This window comes from Aliiruegeria sabulilitoris, assembly GCF_001558155.1.
GTDB classification, from domain to species: Bacteria; Pseudomonadota; Alphaproteobacteria; order Rhodobacterales; family Rhodobacteraceae; genus Tropicimonas; species Tropicimonas sabulilitoris.
This window is the reverse complement of record NZ_LOAS01000011.1, coordinates 135987-157765: the sequence shown is the minus strand read 5'-3', so window position 1 is coordinate 157765 and position 21779 is coordinate 135987. Positions and strand designations below refer to the sequence as shown.

Here is a 21779-nt window from a genome sequence, read left to right as displayed (position 1 = left end):
CGGAAGCCGGCGGATCTCCCGCCGGCTTCCCCCTATTCGTAACTGACCACCTCGATCTCGATCCCGTCGCGCGTGTCGAAATAGAAGCGCCGACCGGGCTCGTAATCGGCGTGATTGTGCGGCGTGTACCCCGCCGCCGCGACGCGCGCCTCTGTCGCCTCGAAATCCGGCACGACGATGCCGACATGGTTCAGCCCGCCAAGGGTGCTGTAGCTGGACCCGGTTTGCGCATGGGTCTGCTTGGGCGGGGCATAGACGGCGAGGTAACTTGTCTCGTTGCCGACATGCACCGTGTAGCCGCCGCTGATGGCGCTCCCTTCCCAGCGGATCTTCCAGCCAAACAACGCGCAAAGCTCTTCCGCCGTGGCTTTCGGATCCTTCACGGTGACGTTGGCATGTTCCAGAACGGCCTGTGTCATTTCCTGTCTCCTGTCAGTCGATTGCATGGACAGGAGGGGGTATAATTTCTAAACCTCACTTTAGATCAAGATATTTTTGTGAGGTGATCCATGCCCCTTTCGCGCGAAATCTCCATCGGCCAGCTTGCCGCCCGCACCGGGCTGGCCGTCTCGGCCATCCGCTATTACGAGGCGCAGGGGCTGATCTCTTCGGAACGCAATGCGGGCGGGCACCGGCGCTTTCCTCGCAGTGTCATCCGCAGGTTGTCCTTCATCCGGATCGCCCAGCAATTCGGCTATTCGCTCGACCGTATCCGCGCGGAACTGGCCTCCTTGCCGGAGAACCGGACGCCCAACCAGGCGGACTGGTCCCGCATCGCCGGGGGGCTGCGGGGTGAGCTTGACGCCCAGATCGCGGCGCTCACGGCGATGCGGGACCGTCTCGACGGCTGTATCGGGTGTGGCTGTCTCTCGTTGGAAAAATGCGCGCTCTACAATCCGGAGGACAAGGCGGCCAAGCGTGGCAGCGGGCCGCGTTACCTTATGGGGGACAGCTCCGACGAGATCTGACGGGTTACTCCCGCGTTTCGTCTGCCTTCACGCCCCAGAGGGCCGATTTCTGTACCCATCCGCGCTCTCCGCCGGCGGTAATCCGGCACCAGGTCACGGTGCATTCCCCCAGCCGGGCCACGACGCCGATTTCGGCCTGGGCCAGGGTCTCCGCGTCTTCGGAGGGCTGTGCGTGCAGCTCGACCATGTCCTGCTCGACGAGCACGGTGCGCACGCCGGACAGCAGCGAGTAATGCACCCAGCCGCCGGCGCCGTCCCGGTCCCGCACCCGCCGCCAATGGCCGAATTCGGCCGTTACCTCCAGCGGCAGGCCCCGGCGCGTATAGACCCAGTCGATCCGTTGGCTGAGCGAGGGACCGCGGCGCGCATTGCCCTCGGATGTCTTCAGAGACACGAAGCGCGGCAGCGGCAGGTTGGTCACCGGCCCGCGAGTCACCGGCTGATCCGCCGCCTGGGCGGGCACCATGATCGCGCTGCCAACCGCCAGCGCTGCGATTGCAACGATTCCGATGACAAGACGAAACGTTATTGCCTGTACCGTCATGCTATTTTGTCGCTTATTGCTCGATGCTGCTTGTGCAGCATTCCTTTGAAGGGCAGTGTGCCAGCGAGGGAGACATCTAGGAAGATATCAGGAGGGGTTTGATGCCAAGAGAGCGGCTGAGTGTTGTCGTTACGCGACGGTTGCCGGAAGTGGTCGAAAAGCGCTTGTGCGAATTGTTCGATACCGAGCTGCGCGAGGACGACCGGCCGATGAGCCATGACGAGCTGGTCGAGGCCATGTGCCGGGCGGATGTGCTTGTTTCGACAATTACCGAGCACATCGATGCGGCGATGCTGGCCCATGCCGGGGAACGGGTGAAGCTGATCGCCAATTACGGCGCGGGCGTGGACAATATCGACGTGGCAACGGCGCGGCAGCGCGGCATCCTCGTGACCAATACGCCGGGTGTCACGACCGACGATACCGCCGACATGGCCATGGCGCTGATTCTCGCGGTGACGCGGCGCATCCCCGAGGGGCTCGCCGTGATGCAGACCGGCAAATGGAGCGGCTGGGCGCCGACCGCCTATCTCGGTGGGCGCGTGGGCGGGCGTCGGCTGGGCATTCTGGGCATGGGTCGGATCGGCCAGGCCGTGGCGCGTCGGGCGCGGGCATTCGGCATGGGGGTGCATTACCACAACCGCCGCCGGTTGCGTCCGGAAGTCGAGCAGGAGCTTGGCGCGACCTGGTGGGAGAGCCTCGACCAGATGGTCAGCCGGATGGACGTGATGTCGATCAACTGTCCGCACACGCCCTCCACCTATCACTTGATGAACGCGCGGCGGCTGAAGCTGATGAAACCCTCGGCGGTGCTGGTGAACACATCGCGCGGCGAAGTGGTGGACGAGAACGCGCTCACCCGGATGCTGCGCGCCGGCGAGATCGCGGGCGCGGGTCTCGACGTCTATGAGCACGGGGCGGAGATCAACCCGCGCCTGCGCAACCAGGACAACGTGGTGCTGCTGCCGCAGATGGGATCGGCGACGGTCGAGGGGCGGATCGAGATGGGGGAGAAGGTGATTGTCAACATCAAGACCTTCGACGATGGCCACCGCCCGCCGGACCTGATCGTTCCGTCGATGCTGTGAGGCGGAAATGGGCTCGGTGTTGCGCAAACTGATCCTGCCTGTCCTGGCGGTGCTATGCGTGGTTCTCGCACTGAACCCTGCAGGGCCCGTTAACGGGCCCGCCGAACGGGCGGCAAGGGACGCTGCAACCGCGAGCCTTGGTGTCTATGTCGCGTTGCGGTCGATCAATGCGGCCCTGTCTTTCGCGCAAGAAATCGAAGTGGGCGGCAGTGTCGGGCTTTCTGCCAATGCGCAACCGCTCAAGTTTCTTGAGCCGATCGACGATACCGTTGAAAGGGTGGCGGCGCTCGTCTTTGGGGTCACCTTATTTGCCGGTACGCTTTCGATCGGCATCGGACCCGTGGCCAGCATCGGTTTTCTGGTGCTTGCCGTTGGGCTGGGCGTGCAGTGGCTCAGAGGGCCGCTGGAACGGCGCGCGGGCAGCATGGCGGCGCCCGTCTGCCGGGCCGGTTCCGCGTGCAGTTTTACTGGCGTCATGCTGGCGCTTGCCCTGCCTTTGTCGTTGGCGCTCGGCAACCTGTTAGGGGAGGTCGTGACGGACGCGAAATGGCAGGAAGCGAACGCCGAATTGGAGCAGGTCGCGTCCTTCGCGCAATCCTTGCTGGGCGCACATGACGTTGTGGCAGCGTCGGAAGAGGCAGCGGGTGGTAACGCTGCCGGCGGCTGGATCGGGTGGTTGCAGGACTCGCTCGGCGCCGCGGGCGCGGGGCTGTCAGGCGCGGTCGCCCAAACCGACGGCTATCTCGAAGCGGCTGGCTATTTCATGTCGAACGCCGACACCCTGCTCGAATCATCCCTGACGCTTGTTGCCATCTTCCTGCTACGCACGCTGATCCTGCCGCTGGCCTTTCTCGCGGTTGCTGTCGCCCTGCTCAGGCAATCGTGGCGTAGCACCTAGTTATAGGTCTGATCCTCGGTCGGAAAGGCGCGGCTGCGGACGTCTTCGGCGTAGTCCGAGACCGCCTTCTCGATCCGGCCACCGAGATCGCCATAGACCTTAACGAATTTCGGCGGCTTGGGGTTCAGGCCCAGCATGTCTTCGAGCACGAGGATCTGTCCGTCGCATTCCTTGCTGGCGCCGATGCCGATGGTTGGGATCGCCACCTGTTTGGTGATCCGCGCGGCCAGTGGCTCCACCATGCCCTCAAGCACCAGCGCGAAAGCCCCGGCTTCGGCCACCGCATGCGCATCCGCCTCGTGCAAGGGCCAGCTTTCCTCGTCCCGCCCCTGGGTCTTGAAGCCACCCATGACATTGATCGATTGCGGCGTCAGCCCGATATGCGCCATCACCGGGATGCCGCGCTCGGTCAGGAAGTGGATGGTTTCCGCCATCCGTGCCCCACCTTCAAGCTTCACCGCCCCGCAGCCGGTGTCCTGCATGATCCGCGCCGCGTTGCGGAAGGCCACCGAGGGGCTCTCCTCGTAGCTGCCGAAGGGCATGTCCACGACCACAAGCGCCCGCTGTGTTCCGCGAACGACCGCCTTTCCATGCGTGATCATCATCTCGACCGTTACGCCGACCGTGTTCTCCATCCCGTGCATCACCATGCCGAGACTGTCGCCCACAAGGATGAAATCGGCATATCTGTCCACGATGGCGGCGGTATGCGCGTGGTACGAGGTCAGCGAAACGATCGGCTCGCCCCCCTTGCGCGCGGCAATCCGGGGCGCGGTCATGCGGCGAACGGGTTTCTGGACGCTCATGGGGTCACCTCTATCTGGTCGATCAACAACACGCCGCCGAACTCGGCCGAGATCATCAGCGCCAGCGGGCCGGACGGTTTACCCGAGACGGGCCGCAAGCTCACCGCCTCGGTCACGTCCACGGCGCGCAGATGGGAACGCGGTTCGGACTGGATCATGGTGGCTACCTCGGCGGTGATCTCCTCGACCGTCGCGCCCGCCGCGCAAAGCGCCTCCGCCCTGTCCAGCGAGCGGTTCAACACCAGCGCTGCTGCGCGATCCTCGGGCGAGAGCCGCACGTTGCGCGAGGACATGGCCAGCCCGTCGGCCTCACGCACCGTGGGGCAACCGATGATTTCCAGCGGGAAATGCAAGTCGCGGACCATCTGCCTGATGACTTGAAGCTGCTGGTAATCCTTCTCTCCGAAACAGGCGAGATCGGGCTGCACGAGGTTGAAAAGCTTTGCCACAACGGTCGCTACCCCGCGAAAATGCCCCTCTCGCACCTCGCCATGCAGCACATTGGCCAGCCGCATCGTCTCGACGATGGTCTCGGATCCTTCGGGGTAGACGACCTCGACCGATGGCAGGAACACCGCTTCCACACCGGCTTCGCGGAGCATCGCCAGGTCGCGTTCCGTGTCGCGCGGATATTTCTCCAGGTCGGCCGGATCGCCGAATTGTGTCGGGTTGACGAAAATGGACACCACCACGCGGTCCGCGTCGCGCGCGGCGCGCTCCACCAGCGCCATGTGGCCGGCGTGAAGATAGCCCATCGTGGGCACGAGGCCGATGCTGAGACCCTGTCGCCTCAGCCATGCGATATGGCTGCGAAGCTCAGCCGAAGTCCTGCAGATTTCCATGGACGCGCTCCGTAACGATATTGCGTGCATCGTGCAAACATTCTTTTGGGTGTTGCGCGAGCTTGGGTGTGAGGCGCGAAAATGTAGAAGCGCTTTGGAAAATGACGCCCAAAAGGCAAGGGTGGTGGCCCTTCGCTTCCGTCCCTGTGCGTCGCTTTCTGCCCTTCAAGGGTCGGCTCGGAATTGCGTTGATCGGACCGGTTCGGCTTAACTGCGCACAAAAGCGACCAGCATCGAGGATTCCCGCCATGAAAACCCATGTGAAAGCACTCGTCGTCGGCGGCGGCGCCGTTGGAACCGGCATCGCCTATCACCTGGGCAAGGCGGGCTGGGACACGATGCTGCTGGAGCGCGACGAGTTGACCTGTGGCTCGACATGGCATGCCGCGGGCCTGCTGCCGCTCTTCAACATGTCCTTCGCCACCTCGCACATCCACGATTACTCGGTGAAATGGTACAAGACGCTGGAAGCCGAGACGGGCCTCAACCCCGGCTTCTCGGTTGTCGGCAATCTGCGCATGGCTCAAACGCAGGCGCGGATGGACGAGTACATGCTCTACGCCTCCACCGCCGAAACGGTGGGTGTGCCCTACGAGTGGCTCTCGCCCGCTCAGATCAGGGAGCGCTGGCCACTGGTGCGCACCGAGGACCTGGTAGGCGCGCTTTTCCACCCGACCGATGGCTACATAAACCCCGCTGACGTGACCATGGCCATGGCCAAGGGGGCGCGCCAGTTTGGCGTGACCATCGAACGCAAATGGCAGGTCGATGGCTATGAGTGGACGGGCTCGGAGTGGAAGGTCACCTGCACCAAGATGGCGGAGAAGGGCGGCAACCTGATCGCCACCGAGGAGCAGGTCGTCATCACCGCCGAACATGTCGTCACCGCTACGGGCAACCATTCTCAGCGCACCGCGCAGCTTCTGGGCATCAAGATGCCGGCCATCCCGGTCGAGCATCAGTTCATCGTCACCGAGCCGGACCCGGCGTTGCTGGCCTATCGCGCGGCGGGCGGGGCCGAGCACCCGGTGCTGCGCGATGCCGACGCCAAATGGTATGTTCGCGAGGAACGTGGTGGTTGGATCCTTGGGCCTTACGAGCAAGGTGCGCCGGCACGGTTCAAATACGCCGTGCCCGACAGTTTCCGTGCCGACCTGTTCCAGCTCGATCTTGAGCGGATCGAGGAAGAATACATGTCGATGATTCACCGGATTCCGACCTCGGAAACGGTCGGTCTCAAGGACGATTTCAACGGCCCGATCTGCTACACGCCAGATGGCAACCCACTGGTTGGCCCGGCGCCGGGGCTGCGCAACATGTGGCTGGCGGAGGGCTTCTCCTTCGGTATCACGGCCGCCGGCGGCACCGGGTATTACCTCGCGCAGATGATGGTCGAGGGCGAGGCCGAGATCGACATGGCGAGCCTCGACCCCAAGCGCTACGGCAACTGGATGACCACCGAATACGCGGTGCAGAAGAACGAGGAATGCTATTCCCACGTCTTCATCCTGCACCACCCGGACGAAGAGCGCCCTGCGGCCCGCCCGCTGCGCACCTCGCCCGCCTATGACCGGCAGAAGGCCGCCGGCGCGCAGTTCGGGCATGTGAACGGCTGGGAGCGGCCGAACTACTACGCCCCCGAAGGCTTTGACGACCACGCCTCCCGCAGTTTCCGCCGGGGCGGCTGGTGGCAATATTCCGTCGAGGAGGCCAAGGCGATCCGCGAAGGCGTCGGCCTGATCGATGCGACCGCCTTCACCAAACATATCGTCAAGGGGCCGGGCGCGACCGCCTTCCTCAACTGGTTCACCTGCAACAAGCTGCCAAAGGTCGGGCGGATCAACCTGACCTATGCGCTGACCGCCGCCGGCACGACCCGGACGGAATACACCATCGTCCGGCTGGCCGAGGACGAATACTACCTCGTCTCTGCCGGCGCATGGACGGCCTATGACCAGGACTTCTTGAAGGAGGCCATCGAGGACAAGGAAGCCGAGTTCGGCCGGATCGAGCTGCAGGACGTGACCACCCAATGGGGTGTCTTCGCCATCGCGGGGCCGAAGTCGCGCGACCTGCTGAACGAGTTGGTGCGCGATGCGGAACCGGAGACAGTGCTGTCGAACAAGCGTTTCCCGTGGCTCTCGATGCGCAATATAGAGCTCGGAATGGTGCCGACCATGGCGATCCGCGTCGCCTATACGGGCGAGCTTGGTTGGGAACTGCACCACCCGATCGAGATGCAGAACCATCTCTGGGACAAGCTGACGGAAGCGGGTGAGAAACACGGTCTCAAGCTGGTCGGCGCCCGCGCCCAGAATTGGCTCCGTCAGGAGAAATCCTACCGCGCCTTCGGCACGGAGCTAGGCCGCGACGCCACCCCGCTCGAAGCCGCGCTCGACCGTTTCGTCGATCTCGAAAAGGAGTATCACGGAAAGCAGGCGATGCTCGATATCGGGATCCGTAGCAAATGCGTCACCCTTCTGATCGACGGGCCGGAAGATGCCGATCCCTGGGGCCGCGAGGCGCTCTATGACGGTGACACCAAGGTCGGACGCCTGACATCGGGCGGCTACTCGGTGGCCTTCGGAAAGAGCATTGGCTTGGGCTATGTCCGCCCGGACCTCGCCGTTCCCGGCACGAAGCTCAAGGTGAAGATGTTCAACCAACTCTGGGATGCCGAGATCACCGAAGACAGCCCCTACGACCCGAAGAACGAAGCCATCAGGAAGAACGGGTGACGGAACTTGCCGGGGCTATCGGCGGGGCGGCCCTGGCATGGCTCGCCCTGTTCCAGCTTCTGCTCGCGGGCGGCGCGCCGCTGGGTCACCTGGCCTGGGGGGGCGCGCAGCGAGTCCTGCCCACCAGCCTCCGGATCGCGAGCTTCGCCGTGGCGCTGCTGGCGGTACTGGGCGCGATTGCGCTTGCCCAGGCGGGCGGTTTGCTTTCTCCGTTGCTGCCGCCCGCTTGGCTGCCCTGGCTGCTTTGGGGCTTTGTCGGGCTGTTCGGACTGAGTTTCGTGGGCAACATGGCGACAAGCAGCCGCCTCGAGCGGCTCCATGGCGCGCCACTCACTGTTGTCATCGCCTCGTGCAGCCTGTGGCTGGCGCTCTCTGGCGGCTGACATCCCTTTGCCGGTCCGACCTGCGACATGTCATCGTTGCCGTAATTTTCGGCTTGTCCCTCCACCTCGGCTCACGGGATGGTGCGCCGAAAATCTACGAGGGAGAGAAAAATGGGGTATCTGACGTCCAACCCGACGCGTGATGGATGGTTCGGCGACTATGGCGGGGCGATGTTGCCGCCGCCGCTGGAGCCGCATTTCAAGGAGATCCGTGAGGCCTATGACCAGCTTTCGAAATCCTCCGAATTCCTGACAGAGCTGCGCCTGATCCGGAAGCATTTCCAGGGCCGACCGACGCCGGTCTCCTACCTCAAGAACCTTTCCGAGCTTTGCGGCGGTGCGCAGATCTATGCCAAGCGCGAAGATCTCAATCATACCGGCGCGCATAAGCTCAACCACTGCATGGCCGAGGCGCTGTTGGCCAAGCATATGGGCAAGACCAAGATCATGGCCGAGACCGGGGCTGGCCAGCATGGTGTGGCGCTGGCCACCGCGGCGGCCTATTTCGGGCTCGATTGCGAGATCCATATGGGCGAGATCGACATCGAGAAAGAAGCGCCCAACGTCACCCGCATGAAATTGCTGGGGGCCACGGTCGTGCCGGTCGGTTTCGGCGGCCGCTCGCTCAAGGAGGCCGTGGACAGCGCCTTCCAGAGCTATGTTGCCCAGGCAGACACGGCGCTCTTTGCCATCGGCTCGGTCGTGGGCCCGCACCCGTTCCCCAAGATGGTGCGTGATTTCCAGTCCATCGTTGGCATCGAGGCGCGCGAGCAATTCGCAGAGATGACCGGTGGCCAGTTGCCGGACATGGTCGCGGCCTGTGTCGGCGGCGGCTCCAACGCCATGGGGCTCTTTGCCGGGTTCATCGACGAAGACGGGGTAGACCTTTACGGCGTCGAGCCACTGGGCACGTCTTCCAAGCTGGGCGAACACGCGGCGACAATCACCTTTGGGCATGACGGCGATATTCATGGCTTCCGTACACTCGTATTGACCGATGAGGAGGGCGAGCCGGCGCCGGTCCACACGATCGCGTCCGGGCTGGACTACCCGGGTGTGGGGCCGGAACACGCGCATCTGCACAAGACGGGCCGCGTGAACTATGTCGCCGCCAATGACAAGGAGGCGCTTGATGCCTTCTACAAGCTTTCGCGCCTCGAGGGCATCATCCCGGCGCTCGAAAGTGCCCACGCGGTTGCCTTCGCCCTGCGCGAGGCCGGCAAGAATCCCGGCAAGTCGATTCTGCTGAACCTCTCGGGGCGCGGCGACAAGGATATCGATTACGTCACTGAGACGTTCGGTTTCGGCGACGAGTAACCGGTTGCAGCGATGACCGTGCGGAGCGGGGGGCTGTCTGCCCCCCGAGCCCCCCGAGGACATTTTCCGTCAGAAGAAGCGTAGGGACGGTCAGGCCCGGGCAAGCAGGTCTTCGACTGCCTCGCGTGTGGGAGCGGATGCGGATGCGCCCCGCTTCGTGGTCGACAGGGCGCCGCAGGCCGCGGCGAAACGGACAGCCTCTGCGAGCGGTCTTCCCTCTGAAAGGGCCGTCGCCAGCCCACCGTTGAAGCAATCTCCGGCGGCAACGGAATCGATGCTGTCGACCTTGAACGGCTCGACGAAGCCTTCGCTCTCGGCGTCCTGGAAATAGACGCCGGACGCGCCGAGCTTGACCACGGCGGCGGCGACGCCCTGTTCGCGCAGTTTGCCTGCGGCTTCGGCGGCTTCCTTGGGATTGGTGGGTTTCAGCCCGGTCAGAAGCTCTGTCTCCGTCTCGTTCGGCGTGATCACGTCGATGCGGGCAAGGACGCCCGGGGCGTAACCGTTGGCGGGGGCAGGGGCGGGATCGAGGATCACGCGGCCACCCGATTGCCGCACGAGATCCGCGGCCATGAGCGCGGGCTGCAGCGGGATCTCCATCTGCAGCAGCAGGATGTCGGCGGCGCCAAGGCGTTCGGCGGCGCGGCCAACGTCGCTGCCATCGATGGCCATGTTGGCCCCGCCGATGACGGTGATGCAGTTCTGGGCCGAGGAATCGACGCCGATCACGGCAATGCCGGTGTCGCTGTCGGGATCCTGGAAAATGTCTTGTGTCGGGACGCCCATCGCGGCAAGCTCTGCCCGGGCGCGGGCGCCGAACTCGTCCTCGCCGATCCGGCCGATGAGCGTCGTCACGGATCCGAGCCGACGCGCGGCGACGGCCTGGTTGCAGCCCTTTCCGCCGAGCCCGAGCGCGTAGCGCTCGCCGTGGAGCGTTTCGCCGGGGCGGGGCAGGCGGTCGGCATAGGTGGTGAGGTCGATATTGATGCTACCGAAAACGGCGATAGGCATGGCGCTGGCTTTCTAATGCAGGGAGTCGCGGTTGATGAGTTCCGGAGGCTTGCGGATTAGGGCCGGAAGTTCGTCGCCTCGTTCGAGGTGGCCGATCAGAAGTTCGGCAGCTTCCAGCCCGAGGCCGAAACCCGGCTGGCGAATGGTCGTGAGGGCCGGGTAGAGATAGGATGCGATCTCCACGTCGTCATAGCCAATCACCGAGATGTCTTCCGGGATGCGCAGTCCACGCTCGGCAATGGCCCGGTAGGCGCCCATTGCCATCAGGTCGTTGAAGGCAAAGACGGCCGTGGGCGGAGATGTGCGTTCCAGCATCTGCGTCATGGCCTCGTGGCCGCCACGGGCGGACAGGTCGCCGGTGATGACAAGCTCCGGGTCGAGCGATAGCCCGGCCGCGTCCAGCGCCTGGCTGAAACCGTCCAGGCGGTCCGCCGAACGGGCGTGGTTGATCGGTCCGGTCAGGCAGCCAATCCGGCTATGGCCATGCGCAACCAGCGCCTCGCCGGCCAGTTTGCCGCCCCGGATGGAATCGTCGCCGATGGCGCAGACATTCGGCATCGGCTCGGAGTCCAGCATCGCGCGGGGCAAGGAGGACAGACGATCAAGTTCTGCCTGGAAATCCTCGTCGCGGTTGACGGTCATTACGACCAGCGCGTCTATGCGTTTCTGCATCAAGGTCTGAAGATAGGTCAGCTGCCGCCCGGGTTGATCGCCGGAATTGCACAGGATCAGGGAGTAGCCGGCCTGAAAACACCCTTCTTCCACCCCGCTGATGATCTCGGCAAAGAAAGGGTTGGTCGAGGAGGTCACGAGCATGCCCAGCGTTCGCGTGCGCTTGCTCTTGAGCGCGCGCGCCAGGAAGCTCGGTTGATACGCATGCTCGGCGACGGCCTTTTCCACCGCGGCCCTCGTGTGGGGGGCGACGTATCGGGTTTTGTTGACGACATGGGAGACGGTGGAGACCGAAACACCGGCGGTCTTTGCCACGTCCTTGATACTGGCCATGTTTCCTCACTTTCCGTTGGCGAGGGGCGGCGCATCGCCCGCTACGGCAGCGGAGCTTGCTTCGGGGTCAATCGGGGATCAACCGGAGGGCTGGGTTCAGGGAGTCGTTCTTCAGGGTCGTGTCGAGCTGTTCGGGTTGGAGACGTGCTGTCATCGCTTGTCCTTTCCCGGCCCGATCAGAAGGGGACGCCGGAATACAGAAGGATATTCGCATAGGGCGTGAATTCGCCGGTCCGAACGACCGCTTTGGAGGAACGTGTCAGACGTTTGAACTCTTCATGCGGAACCGAAGTGACGGTGATCGTGTTTCCCTGCGCCTGCTCCAGGGCTTGGATCTGCCTGAGCAGCTTGGCGTGAAACGCTGGTTGCCCATCGGGCATTTCCTGCGCGATCACCGCCCGTTCGACGAAGAGCTCGCCAAACACGGCTGGCAGGACGTCGAGAAATCCCGGCAGACCGGCGGAAACTGCGAGGTCGATCCGTTCCACCCCGTCGGGAACGGGCAGCCCCGCATCGCCGATGCATAGGCTGTCGGTGTGCCCCATGAGCGAAACGACACGGGCGATTGGCGCATTGAGAAGGCCAGCCTTTCTCATGATCTCCTCCATCATGGGGCTGTGAGTCGTGGGGCAGTGTAATTTTCGAAAACGTTTGCGCAAAGCTTTTCTTTGAATTTGGATCGTTTTACGAGATTGTCGCAGGCTGGGGTGCTGCGCTATCGGGCGAAGATCACTGGAAATTTTCTTCATCCATGCCATGTCGTCGCAGAGTATGACTATCATGGACCTCGCAAGTTGGATTGGGCTAGCTTGTCGTGACAACGGGGAGCGGTTTGCGTTTTGCGACCGTATCTGCACTGTTCGCATGACGGCTTCGGCGCAACGACGGAGGGGCCCGTGAATAATCGGAAAGGGAATGAAATGAAGAAAACTCTTACCTATCTCGTGATGGCCATGGGTGTTGCGGCTGCATCGCCTGTTTTCGCCGAGGGCGATGCCGCCGCCGGCGAAAAGGTGTTCAAGAAGTGCAAGGCCTGCCACGCGGTCGGGGAAGATGCCAAGAACAAGGTCGGTCCGATTCTTAACGGTATCGTCGGTTCGGCGGCAGGCCAGAAGGAAGGCTTCAAATATTCCGCGAACCTGCTGGAACTGGCCGAGGGTGGCCTGACCTGGGATGATGAGACCCTCAGCGCCTACCTGACCAAGCCGAAGGACGTGATCCCGAAGGGCAAGATGTCCTTTGCCGGCCTGAAGAAGGAAGAGGATATCGCGAACGTTATCGCATATCTCTCCGGCTTCTGATCCGTCCGGGATCGAAGGTTTCAGGGCCGTCCCAAGGGGCGGCCCTTTTGCTTTTTTGCGAGGAGCTTTTGATCCGGCCGGTTGCAACCGCCTTGATTTTCCTCTCCGCATTCTGCAAGTGAGTCCGGACCATTTGCGAGGACCGACATGACCCGGATCGACGATACTTTCGCGCGGCTCAAGGCCGAGGGGAAAAAGGCCTTCGTGGCCTATGTTATGGCGGGCGACCCCGATTACGAGACTTCGCTCGAGGTCGTGAAGGGCCTTCCGGCGGCCGGTGTGGACATCATCGAGCTCGGGATTCCCTTCACGGACCCGATGGCGGATGGTCCGACAATCCAACTCGCCGGCCAGCGTGCCCTTGAAGGCGGCATGACCCTCGAGAAGGTACTGCAACTCGCCACCGAGTTCCGCAAGGGCGACAACAGCACGCCGATCGTGGCGATGGGATATTACAACCCGATCTACAATCGCGGTGTCGATCGTTTCCTCGAAGATGCCAAGGCTGCCGGAATCGACGGGTTGATCGTGGTGGACCTTCCTCCCGAGGAAGATGAAGAGCTATGCATTCCCGCGCAAAAGGCCGGCCTGAACTTCATCCGACTGGCCACACCGACGACCGATGACAAACGTTTGCCAAAGGTTCTGACCAATACATCCGGCTTCGTCTATTACGTCTCCATCACGGGTATCACCGGCGCAGCAGAAGCGCAGGCCAGCGACGTGGCGCCGGAAGTGGCGCGGATCAAATCTTCGACGGATCTGCCGGTGATCGTTGGCTTCGGTGTCAATTCACCCGAGAAGGCCGAGGCGATTGCCGGCGTGGCCGATGGCACCGTGGTTGGCTCCGCCATCGTCAAGTTGATCGGTGAGGGGCGCCCGGTGCCTGAGATTCTGGAATACGTTAAGAGCCTCGCGGACGGCGCGCATCGCGGCTGACTCTTTGGCCAAGCAGCGTCGCTCCGAAGGAAAACAGCTGGGCCGCAGTTTGCGACGAATCTCGATTGGTGGTAGGATAGGTGTATCGATTTCTACCATTCGGGATTTCGATCATGATTGTTTCTTCGGCCGACCAGACGACCTATCCGCGGTTTGCCCGCTATGTTCGCAGAGACTTGCCGACGATAGCCAATATCGCATCCATGCGACGGGCATTCCGTCGCTATGCGCAGATGGACCGCGCGACCCTGCAGCGTGCCCTGAGATGGGGCAACCAACCGACGCTCAATATTACCGCGCTGACCAGCCCACCCGGGACCTTTCGAAACGGTGAGTTTACGCCGGGAATCGACTCCGACGAGCTGCGGCTGAATGTGCTCCTGGTCCGTGCCTTCGAAAGCGGTTCGCCACCGAATTTGGCCTACACGCGCAATGCGGCCGGTACAAGAATGCCGCGCGTCGGCGTAACGATCCTGCACGAACTTGTGCACTGGGGCGACGATCAGGATGGCATCGACTATGCCGGCGAGGAAGGCGAACTGTTCGAGGTCGAAGTTTATGGGATCAATACGACTGGCTAGGATGCCGACGGTTCCACCTGCCATTGCGCGAAGCTTCCTGGCGAGGACATGGGTCGCCGAGGCAATGAGGTTGGTATTCGTCGTGGCCCTGTTCGGTGGCTGCGCTTTGACGGCTCAGGGTGCAGAATTTTCCCGAGGGGAGCTTTCGCGCGCTTTGGTTGCGCTGCTCGATTCATCGGTGCTTGAGCAGTACTATCACGCCGACGCCTTTCCCGAGAGGTTTCCGTTGCAAGTGGTTGACCGGGCAGGCGTGGGCTTCGCCGAGGGTGCGGTCGAAGGCGCGGCTGTCGCGGCCGTCGTTGTCGCGGCGGGGGGCGTGCCGGATTCCTCCCGCGCGGAGCTTGTTGTCGACCAAGTCGGTATGGTTGGGGCTGACGTGCTTATGGAATTCCGTTTTCCGGCCGAGGGCCTTTCCGGAAAGGCGACGATTTTTCTGCCCGGAGGTGCGGGCGCGCGCATCAAGACCCTGCAGCTAAACGAGTATTAGCGCTCTTTCCGGACAGGCGTTCAGTTGCGGCGTCAAGGCTGCAGCGCTTCGTGGCCTTTGGCTTTCGATTGCGGCAACCTTTCCGTTGCTCCAAATGCAACCAATTGGTACGGGAACTTAACCAATATCGCGTTGGAGGCGCAGGAATGTCCGTCATTACCAATATCGACGACCTCAAGGCCATCTATCGGCGCCGCGTCCCGAAGATGTTTTACGACTACGCCGAGTCGGGAAGCTGGACGGAACAGACCTTCCGCGAAAACTCGTCGGATTTCGACAAGATCCGCCTGCGCCAGCGCGTCGCCATCGACATGACGGGTCGGTCGACCGCCTCTGAAATGGTTGGCGAGAGGGTTGCGATGCCAGTCGCGCTTGCGCCGGTCGGATTGCTGGGGATGCAGTATGCCGATGGCGAGATCGCGGCGGCGCGTGCAGCGGAGCGTTTCGGTGTACCTTTCACGCTCTCGACCATGTCGATCTGTTCCATCGAGGATGTGGCCGAGCATACGAGCAAGCCGTTCTGGTTCCAGCTCTACACGATGACGGATGCCGACTTTGTCCGGCGCCTGCTGGAGCGTGCGCGCGATGCCGGCTGCAAGACGCTCGTGATCACGTTGGATCTGCAGATGATCGGCCAGCGCCACAAGGACCTCAAGAACGGCCTTTCCGCCCCGCCGAAACCGACTTTGAAGGGATGGTTGGATCTGTCGACGAAGTGGTCCTGGGGCATCGGTATGCTCGGCACCAAGCGGCGCGCTTTCGGAAATATCATCGGCCATGTGCAGGGCCTGGACGATCCGTCCCGCCTGTATGAATGGACCGCGAAGCAGTTCGATCATGCGCTGGACTGGAACAAGGTCGCCAAGCTGATCGAGATGTGGGACGGCAAGGTGATCCTGAAGGGTATTCTCGACCCGGAGGATGCACGGATGGCGGTCAAGGTCGGCGCAGATGCGATCGTGGTGTCCAACCACGGCGGCCGGCAGATCGATGGCGCGCTGTCTTCGATCCGGATGCTCAAGCCGATCCTCGACGAGGTGGGTGGCGAGATCGAAGTGCATCTCGATGGTGGCATCCGTTCCGGCCAGGACGTGCTCAAGGCCTTGGCCATGGGGGCGGACGGCACCTATATCGGGCGGGCCTTCGTGTACGGGCTCGGGGCGAATGGCGAGCAGGGGGTCATGTCTGCCCTCGAAGTCATCCACAAGGAGCTGGATACCAATATCGCTCTTTGCGGTCGCCGGAAAGTTTCCGAACTCGACCGGGATGTGCTGCTCGTTCCCGAGGATTTCGAGGGGCGCTGGCAATAGCCGGCCCTGTCGCCATTTCAATCCCTTGAAACAGAGCGCGGGTGGAAGCCTGCGCTGCAAGGTGTGCCTGCGTGCCGGCCTTGCCGCTTAAGCCGTGCTGCCCCATGCGCGCAAGCGCCTCTGAGCGCGTTGAAGGCCCGGCAGAATCTGCGGTGGCGGCGGACCTCACAAGCTGGGTATCTCGTGGAATCCGCAGTGACCTGCTTCGAGAGAATCCTGTGGCGTGATTCTCCCCCTCGGACAGGTGCATCGGGCAACATTATTTCGTTATCTTGCGGCTCTGACGTATTTGTCGCAGGGGTGAGGGGGGTGATCGGGAATGATTGCACCCATGGCCCGGGATTCGTGATCACGCCTTTTCACGCGTGGCCCTTTCGGTAGGGCTTTGATTTTCATGGTGTTTGCGATCTCATTTGCAAAACAATTTACACATAACGGGCCTGTGTCGTTAAGTGATTTACAAAAAAATCCATTTCAAAAAAAGACTTACCCGTTTTTTGACGGATAACGTTATGCTGTGGCCAAGCCGTGGCCTGGGGAGGGGCGCGTCTTGTTGGTAATTCCGGCCATAAGACCTGTTTCTCCCTCAATGTCGCACAAGCCATTTCAGGGAGGGAGACCATGACTTCAAAAGCCAAAGCCGACGAGATCGGCGCTATCCCCGCCGAGTTCAAGAAAAACGCCCATATCAACGAGAAGCAGTACGAAGAGATGTATGCTGCTTCGGTCAATGACCCCGAAACGTTCTGGGGTGAGCATGGCAAGCGTCTTGAATGGATCAAGCCGTACACGAAGGTGAAGAACACCTCGTTCGAGCCGGGCAATATCGACATCAAGTGGTTCGAGGATGGCACGCTCAACGTCGCCGCCAACTGTATCGATCGCCACCTGGCCAAGCGTGCCAACCAGACCGCCATTATTTTCGAGCCGGACGACATTCACGAGCCCGCTCAGTACATTACCTACCGCCAGCTGCATAACCAGGTTTGCAAGCTCGCCAACGTTCTGGAAGATCTCGGCATCCGCAAGGGCGACCGCGTCGTCATCTACCTGCCGATGATCCCGGAAGCTGCCTACGCGATGCTGGCCTGTGCCCGTATCGGCGCCATTCATTCCATCGTCTTCGCCGGTTTCTCGCCCGAGGCGCTTGCCGCACGCGTCAATGGCTGCGATGCCAAGCTGGTCATCACCGCCGACTACGCCCCGCGCGGCGGCCGCAAGACCCCGCTCAAGTCCAACACCGATGCCGCCCTTCTGCACTGCATCCACGATCCGCAGGTCCTCATGGTGCGCCGCACCCGCGAGCAGACCACCTGGGTCGATGGCCGCGATCACGATTACGGCGAGTTGATGCTGGAAGCCGACGAGCACATGACCCCGGCCGAGATGAACGCCGAGGATCCTCTCTTCGTTCTTTACACCTCCGGTTCCACCGGTCACCCGAAAGGTGTCGTACATACCACCGGCGGCTATCTCGTCTTTGCCGCGATGACGCATGAATACACCTTCGATTATCACCCCGGTGATGTCTTCTGGTGCACCGCGGATGTCGGCTGGGTCACCGGGCACAGCTATATCGTCTACGGTCCGCTGGCCAATGGCGCCACCACCGTGATGTTCGAAGGTGTGCCGACCTACCCCGATCCCGGCCGTTTCTGGGAAGTGGTCGAGAAGCACAAGGTGAACCAGTTCTACACCGCGCCGACTGCTATTCGCGCACTTATGGGCAAGGGCACCGAGTGGGTCGAGAAGCATGACCTTTCCTCGCTCAGGCTGCTGGGCTCGGTCGGTGAGCCGATCAACCCCGAAGCCTGGAACTGGTACAACGAGAATGTCGGCAAGGGGAAATGCCCCATCGTCGATACCTTCTGGCAGACTGAAACCGGCGGTCACATGATCACCCCGCTGCCCGGCGCCCACAAGGCGAAGCCTGGCTCGGCCACCAAGCCCTTCTTTGGCGTGCAGCCGGTCATTCTGGACCCGCATTCCGGCACCGAAGTGACTCAGACGGAAGCCGAGGGTGTGCTCTGTATCAAGGATAGCTGGCCCGGCCAGATGCGCGGCGTCTGGGACGATCACGGCCGTTTCGAGAAGACCTATTTCTCGGACTACAAAGGCTACTACTTCTCCGGCGACGGCTGCCGCCGCGACGAAGACGGGTATTACTGGATCACCGGTCGCGTCGATGACGTCATCAACGTCTCCGGTCACCGGATGGGCACCGCGGAAGTCGAATCCGCGCTGGTCGCGCACGCCAAGGTCGCCGAGGCCGCTGTTGTCGGTTACCCGCATGACGTGAAGGGCCAGGGCATCTATTGCTACGTGACGCTCATGAACGACGTCGAGCCTTCGGACGAGCTGGTGAAGGAGCTGCGCATGTGGGTCCGTCACGAGATCGGCCCGATCGCCAGCCCCGATGTCATCCAGTGGGCCCCCGGTCTGCCTAAGACACGCTCGGGCAAGATCATGCGCCGCATCTTGCGCAAGATTGCCGAGAACGATTACGGATCCCTTGGAGATACCTCCACGCTCGCCGACCCCTCCGTGGTCGACGATCTGATCGAAAACCGTAAGAACAAGGGATGACGTCATGAGCGACGCAACTACCCCGCCAGTCCTGATCCTGCTTGGCCCCCCTGGGGCCGGCAAAGGGACGCAGGCCCGCATGCTCGAAGAAAAGTTCGGGCTGGTCCAGCTCTCCACCGGGGACCTTCTCCGGGGTGCCGTGGCAGCGGGAACCGAAGCCGGAAAGGCCGCAAAGGCCGTGATGGAGGCGGGGCAGCTCGTCAGCGACGAGATCGTGATCGCGGTTCTCAAGGACCGGCTCGGCGATGATGACACTGCCAATGGCGTCATCCTCGACGGCTTTCCGCGCACCACGGCCCAGGCCGAGGCGCTGGACGGGCTGCTGGCCTCTTCGGGCCAGAAGATCAACGCCGCGATCTCGCTCGAGGTCGAGGACGAGGCGATGGTCGAGCGGATCTCGGGTCGCTACACCTGCGCCGAATGTGGCGAGGGCTACCACGACAGCTTCAAGAAGCCGGACGTGGACGGCATCTGTGACAAGTGTGGCGGCACGGAGTTCAAGCGCCGCGCTGACGACAATGCCGAAACCGTGCGTTCGCGCCTTGCTGCCTATCACGAGCAGACCGCGCCGCTGATCGATTTCTACAAGGGCCGGGGCGTTCTCCAGGAGGTCGCCGCCATGGGCGCGATCGAGGAGATCGCCGCCAAGCTCAGCGAGATCGTCGAACAGGCCAAGGCCTGATCGCCGAAAAAGGGCTTTTCCGGACGGGGTAACACCCGTCCGGCGAAAAGAGATTGCCGATCAGGCTCGCGCTTGATCGGTGGGATGTGTGCGTCCTCTTGCATCCATCCCGAAACCGGTTCGCTTCAAAATGAGCCGGACTAATAAGGTCGCGGCGCGCGTTAGGCACGTCGCGGGGAAAAGGGAAACCAACTCGGGAGGACCGCAATGTCGGACAAACCTGAAGCCAATGCGTATTGGGCGGCGAATATCAAGATCGTCACCTGGTGCCTCGTAATCTGGGCCGTCGTGCCCTTCCTCTTCGGCATACTGCTGCAGCCAGTCATGCCGGGCTTTGCATTCTGGGTCGCCCAGCAAGGCTCCATTCTCGTCTTCCTGGCAATTATTTTCTTCTACGCCTGGCGGATGAACAAGCTCGACGCCGAACACGGCGTGGACGAGCAGTAAGAATAGGGACAGGGAAACATGGATCAGTTTGTACTTAACTGGATCTTTATCGGTGCGAGCTTCGCGCTCTACATCGGTATCGCGATCTGGGCCCGCGCGGGCTCTACTTCCGAATTCTATGCCGCCGGCAGGGGTGTTCACCCCGTCGTCAACGGCATGGCCACCGGCGCTGACTGGATGTCGGCCGCCTCCTTCATCTCGATGGCGGGTCTGATTGCCTTCACCGGCTACGACAACTCGACCTTCCTCATGGGCTGGACCGGCGGATACGTTCTGCTCGCGCTGATGCTCGCGCCCTACCTGCGCAAGTTCGGCAAGTTCACCGTGTCGGAATTCATCGGCGACCGTTTCTACAGCCCGACCGCGCGCCTCGTGGCCGTGATCTGCCTGATCGTCGCCTCGATCACCTACGTGATCGGCCAGATGACCGGTGTCGGCGTTGCCTTCGGCCGCTTCCTCGAGGTCGACAACACCACCGGCCTGCTGATCGGTGCCGCGGTCGTCTTCGCCTACGCGGTGTTCGGCGGCATGAAGGGCGTGACCTACACGCAGGTTGCCCAGTACGTGGTGCTCATCACCGCCTACACCATCCCGGCGATCTTCATCTCGCTGCAGCTGACCGGCAACCCGGTTCCGGCCCTCGGCCTCTTTGGCGACCACGCCGCTTCCGGCGAGCCGCTGCTGGCCAAGCTGGACCAGATCGTCTCCGAGTTGGGCTTCAACGAGTATACCGCGCACCACGCTGACACGCTGAACATGGTTCTGTTCACCTTGTCGCTGATGATCGGTACCGCTGGCCTGCCGCACGTCATCATGCGCTTCTTTACCGTGCCGACCGTTGCCTCCGCGCGCTGGTCTGCCGGCTGGGCGCTGGTGTTCATCGCGCTGCTCTACCTCACGGCTCCGGCTGTTGGCGCCATGGCGCGTCTGAACATCTCCGAGCTGATGTGGCCGAACGGCACCGATGGTGAGCCGGTCTCCACCGAGATGATGGAAGCCGACGAGAAGTACGCCTGGATGGCGACCTGGGAGAAGACCGGTCTTCTCGGCTGGGAAGACAAGAACGGCGATGGCAAGATTGCCTACTTCAACCAGGGCAATGCCGACAAGGTTGCCGCCATGGAAGCCGCTGGTTGGGGCTCCGAGAACGAGCTGACCAACTTCAACCGCGACATCCTGGTTCTGGCCAACCCGGAAATCGCCAACCTGCCTGGCTGGGTTATCGCGCTCGTCGCTGCCGGTGGTCTCGCCGCCGCACTGTCGACCGCTGCCGGCTTGCTTCTGGCGATCTCCTCGGCTGTCTCGCACGACCTGCTCAAGGGTCAGCTGACCCCGGACATGTCGGAAGCCAACGAGCTGATGTCCGCTCGGATCGCCATGGCTGCTGCCATCGTTGTTGCCACCTACCTGGGCCTCAACCCGCCGGGCTTCGCCGCCCAGACGGTTGCGCTCGCCTTCGGTCTGGCGGCTGCCTCGATCTTCCCGGCGCTGATGATGGGGATCTTCTCCAAGCGTGTGAACAACGTGGGTGCCGTCTCCGGTATGCTCGTCGGTCTCACCGTGACGCTGGTCTACATCTTCCTGCACAAGGGCTGGTTCTTCATCCCGGGCACCAACAGCTTCGACGACAGCGACCCGTTGCTGCTGACGATCAAGTCGACCTCGTTCGGCGCGGTCGGTGCTGCCCTGAACTTCGCCACGGCGATCCTCGTCTCCAACGCGACCAAGGCACCGCCGCAGGAGATCGTCGATCTGGTCGAGAGCGTCCGGGTGCCGCGTGGCGCCGGTGCTGCCGCCGCGGATCACTGATCCCGCAGGTCCGCAGGCAGGGTTACCCAATGGCCCT

Annotated in this window: 22 protein-coding genes; 15 read left to right on the top strand and 7 right to left on the bottom strand. The window is 62.6% G+C overall.

The features are described from left to right. Window positions 1–32: 32 nt before the first annotated feature. Window positions 33–419, bottom strand: coding sequence for a VOC family protein (locus AX756_RS11935; protein WP_068311450.1), 387 nt, complete (start codon window positions 417–419; stop codon window positions 33–35). Between the two features lie 90 nt (window positions 420–509). Here AX756_RS11935 and soxR point away from each other — a divergent pair, with 90 nt between their 5' ends. Continuing rightward, window positions 510–968: a redox-sensitive transcriptional activator SoxR gene (gene soxR / locus AX756_RS11930; protein WP_068311448.1), complete on the top strand. Its 459-nt coding sequence runs from the start codon at window positions 510–512 to the stop codon at window positions 966–968. Window positions 969–972: 4 nt separating this feature from the next. On the opposite strand, the gene AX756_RS11925 is transcribed toward soxR, so the two are convergent. Next, complete coding sequence (locus AX756_RS11925; RefSeq protein ID WP_231701049.1) at window positions 973–1434, bottom strand: SH3 domain-containing protein; 462 nt, start codon at window positions 1432–1434, stop codon at window positions 973–975. 179 nt (window positions 1435–1613) lie between these two features. Between AX756_RS11925 and AX756_RS11920 the strand changes: the two genes are divergently transcribed. Next, window positions 1614–2600: a 2-hydroxyacid dehydrogenase gene (locus AX756_RS11920; protein WP_068311445.1), complete on the top strand. Its 987-nt coding sequence runs from the start codon at window positions 1614–1616 to the stop codon at window positions 2598–2600. Window positions 2601–2607: 7 nt separating this feature from the next. Continuing rightward, window positions 2608–3498, top strand: a complete 891-nt coding sequence (locus tag AX756_RS11915) for a hypothetical protein (RefSeq protein WP_068311444.1) — start codon at window positions 2608–2610, stop codon at window positions 3496–3498. Here the strand turns inward: AX756_RS11915 and panB are convergent. Further along, window positions 3495–4304 carry a 3-methyl-2-oxobutanoate hydroxymethyltransferase gene (gene panB / locus AX756_RS11910; RefSeq protein WP_068311443.1) on the bottom strand — a complete coding sequence of 270 codons (810 nt, stop codon included), beginning with the start codon at window positions 4302–4304 and terminating at the stop codon, window positions 3495–3497. The two genes, AX756_RS11915 and panB, sit on opposite strands and share 4 nt — an antisense overlap. Next, window positions 4301–5146: a pantoate--beta-alanine ligase gene (gene panC / locus AX756_RS11905; protein ID WP_068311440.1), complete on the bottom strand. Its 846-nt coding sequence runs from the start codon at window positions 5144–5146 to the stop codon at window positions 4301–4303. Before panC ends, panB begins: the two co-directional genes overlap by 4 nt. Before the next feature lie 248 nt (window positions 5147–5394). Between panC and AX756_RS11900 the strand changes: the two genes are divergently transcribed. The 3 genes from AX756_RS11900 (at window position 5395) to trpB (ending at window position 9584) form a co-directional block, all read left to right on the top strand. Then, on the top strand, window positions 5395–7884 hold the full coding sequence (locus AX756_RS11900; protein WP_068311438.1) for a GcvT family protein: 2490 nt from the start codon (window positions 5395–5397) through the stop codon (window positions 7882–7884). After that, window positions 7881–8267 carry a hypothetical protein gene (locus tag AX756_RS11895; protein ID WP_068311436.1) on the top strand — a complete coding sequence of 129 codons (387 nt, stop codon included), beginning with the start codon at window positions 7881–7883 and terminating at the stop codon, window positions 8265–8267. The genes AX756_RS11900 and AX756_RS11895 overlap by 4 nt, the downstream gene beginning before the upstream one ends. Window positions 8268–8378: 111 nt before the next feature. Beyond that, window positions 8379–9584 carry a tryptophan synthase subunit beta gene (gene trpB, locus AX756_RS11890; RefSeq protein WP_068311435.1) on the top strand — a complete coding sequence of 402 codons (1206 nt, stop codon included), beginning with the start codon at window positions 8379–8381 and terminating at the stop codon, window positions 9582–9584. A 90-nt stretch (window positions 9585–9674) separates the two neighbouring features. Here the strand turns inward: trpB and rbsK are convergent, their stop codons facing one another. From rbsK to rbsD, 3 genes are all read right to left on the bottom strand, one after another. Then, a complete protein-coding gene (rbsK, locus tag AX756_RS11885) occupies window positions 9675–10595 on the bottom strand; it encodes a ribokinase (protein WP_068311429.1) in 921 nt (306 codons plus the stop codon). Between the two features lie 12 nt (window positions 10596–10607). Beyond that, window positions 10608–11600, bottom strand: coding sequence for a substrate-binding domain-containing protein (locus AX756_RS11880; protein WP_068311427.1), 993 nt, complete (start codon window positions 11598–11600; stop codon window positions 10608–10610). Between the two features lie 176 nt (window positions 11601–11776). Further along, window positions 11777–12196, bottom strand: coding sequence for a D-ribose pyranase (rbsD, locus tag AX756_RS11875; protein ID WP_068311630.1), 420 nt, complete (start codon window positions 12194–12196; stop codon window positions 11777–11779). A gap of 324 nt (window positions 12197–12520) precedes the next feature. On the opposite strand from rbsD, the gene AX756_RS11870 reads away from it, so the two are divergent. The 9 genes from AX756_RS11870 (at window position 12521) to AX756_RS11830 (ending at window position 21742) form a co-directional block, all read left to right on the top strand. Then, entirely contained in the window at window positions 12521–12901 is a 381-nt protein-coding gene (locus AX756_RS11870; protein WP_068311425.1) for a c-type cytochrome, read from the top strand. Between the two features lie 147 nt (window positions 12902–13048). Next, window positions 13049–13840, top strand: coding sequence for a tryptophan synthase subunit alpha (gene trpA, locus AX756_RS11865; RefSeq protein ID WP_068311424.1), 792 nt, complete (start codon window positions 13049–13051; stop codon window positions 13838–13840). 113 nt (window positions 13841–13953) lie between these two features. Next, window positions 13954–14421, top strand: a complete 468-nt coding sequence (locus AX756_RS11860; protein WP_068311423.1) for a hypothetical protein — start codon at window positions 13954–13956, stop codon at window positions 14419–14421. A gap of 70 nt (window positions 14422–14491) precedes the next feature. Beyond that, a complete protein-coding gene (locus AX756_RS11855) occupies window positions 14492–14908 on the top strand; it encodes a hypothetical protein (RefSeq protein ID WP_156461474.1) in 417 nt (138 codons plus the stop codon). 146 nt (window positions 14909–15054) lie between these two features. Further along, on the top strand, window positions 15055–16218 hold the full coding sequence (locus AX756_RS11850) for an alpha-hydroxy acid oxidase (protein WP_068311420.1): 1164 nt from the start codon (window positions 15055–15057) through the stop codon (window positions 16216–16218). Between the two features lie 621 nt (window positions 16219–16839). Then, window positions 16840–18804 carry an acetate--CoA ligase gene (gene acs / locus AX756_RS11845; protein ID WP_068311418.1) on the top strand — a complete coding sequence of 655 codons (1965 nt, stop codon included), beginning with the start codon at window positions 16840–16842 and terminating at the stop codon, window positions 18802–18804. Window positions 18805–18808: 4 nt separating this feature from the next. Next, entirely contained in the window at window positions 18809–19486 is a 678-nt protein-coding gene (locus AX756_RS11840) for an adenylate kinase (RefSeq protein WP_068311416.1), read from the top strand. A gap of 207 nt (window positions 19487–19693) precedes the next feature. Further along, window positions 19694–19933, top strand: a complete 240-nt coding sequence (locus AX756_RS11835; RefSeq protein WP_068311414.1) for a DUF4212 domain-containing protein — start codon at window positions 19694–19696, stop codon at window positions 19931–19933. An 18-nt stretch (window positions 19934–19951) separates the two neighbouring features. After that, complete coding sequence (locus AX756_RS11830) at window positions 19952–21742, top strand: sodium:solute symporter family protein (protein ID WP_068311412.1); 1791 nt, start codon at window positions 19952–19954, stop codon at window positions 21740–21742. Window positions 21743–21779: the final 37 nt, after the last annotated feature.

What these genes read in the sequence shown, in the direction of transcription:
- trpA (WP_068311424.1), top strand. Translation starts at nt 13,049, where the DNA reads ATGACCCGGATCGACGATACTTTCGCGCGGCTCAAGGCCGAGGGGAAA.
- panB (WP_068311443.1), bottom strand. Translation starts at nt 4,304, where the DNA reads ATGAGCGTCCAGAAACCCGTTCGCCGCATGACCGCGCCCCGGATTGCC.
- AX756_RS11850 (WP_068311420.1), top strand. Translation starts at nt 15,055, where the DNA reads ATGTCCGTCATTACCAATATCGACGACCTCAAGGCCATCTATCGGCGC.
- AX756_RS11835 (WP_068311414.1), top strand. Translation starts at nt 19,694, where the DNA reads ATGTCGGACAAACCTGAAGCCAATGCGTATTGGGCGGCGAATATCAAG.
- AX756_RS11880 (WP_068311427.1), bottom strand. Translation starts at nt 11,600, where the DNA reads ATGGCCAGTATCAAGGACGTGGCAAAGACCGCCGGTGTTTCGGTCTCC.
- rbsK (WP_068311429.1), bottom strand. Translation starts at nt 10,595, where the DNA reads ATGCCTATCGCCGTTTTCGGTAGCATCAATATCGACCTCACCACCTAT.
- AX756_RS11830 (WP_068311412.1), top strand. Translation starts at nt 19,952, where the DNA reads ATGGATCAGTTTGTACTTAACTGGATCTTTATCGGTGCGAGCTTCGCG.
- AX756_RS11840 (WP_068311416.1), top strand. Translation starts at nt 18,809, where the DNA reads ATGAGCGACGCAACTACCCCGCCAGTCCTGATCCTGCTTGGCCCCCCT.
- panC (WP_068311440.1), bottom strand. Translation starts at nt 5,146, where the DNA reads ATGGAAATCTGCAGGACTTCGGCTGAGCTTCGCAGCCATATCGCATGG.
- acs (WP_068311418.1), top strand. Translation starts at nt 16,840, where the DNA reads ATGACTTCAAAAGCCAAAGCCGACGAGATCGGCGCTATCCCCGCCGAG.
- rbsD (WP_068311630.1), bottom strand. Translation starts at nt 12,196, where the DNA reads ATGAGAAAGGCTGGCCTTCTCAATGCGCCAATCGCCCGTGTCGTTTCG.
- AX756_RS11870 (WP_068311425.1), top strand. Translation starts at nt 12,521, where the DNA reads ATGAAGAAAACTCTTACCTATCTCGTGATGGCCATGGGTGTTGCGGCT.
- AX756_RS11900 (WP_068311438.1), top strand. Translation starts at nt 5,395, where the DNA reads ATGAAAACCCATGTGAAAGCACTCGTCGTCGGCGGCGGCGCCGTTGGA.
- AX756_RS11860 (WP_068311423.1), top strand. Translation starts at nt 13,954, where the DNA reads ATGATTGTTTCTTCGGCCGACCAGACGACCTATCCGCGGTTTGCCCGC.
- trpB (WP_068311435.1), top strand. Translation starts at nt 8,379, where the DNA reads ATGGGGTATCTGACGTCCAACCCGACGCGTGATGGATGGTTCGGCGAC.
- AX756_RS11935 (WP_068311450.1), bottom strand. Translation starts at nt 419, where the DNA reads ATGACACAGGCCGTTCTGGAACATGCCAACGTCACCGTGAAGGATCCG.
- AX756_RS11920 (WP_068311445.1), top strand. Translation starts at nt 1,614, where the DNA reads ATGCCAAGAGAGCGGCTGAGTGTTGTCGTTACGCGACGGTTGCCGGAA.
- AX756_RS11915 (WP_068311444.1), top strand. Translation starts at nt 2,608, where the DNA reads ATGGGCTCGGTGTTGCGCAAACTGATCCTGCCTGTCCTGGCGGTGCTA.
- soxR (WP_068311448.1), top strand. Translation starts at nt 510, where the DNA reads ATGCCCCTTTCGCGCGAAATCTCCATCGGCCAGCTTGCCGCCCGCACC.
- AX756_RS11925 (WP_231701049.1), bottom strand. Translation starts at nt 1,434, where the DNA reads ATGGTGCCCGCCCAGGCGGCGGATCAGCCGGTGACTCGCGGGCCGGTG.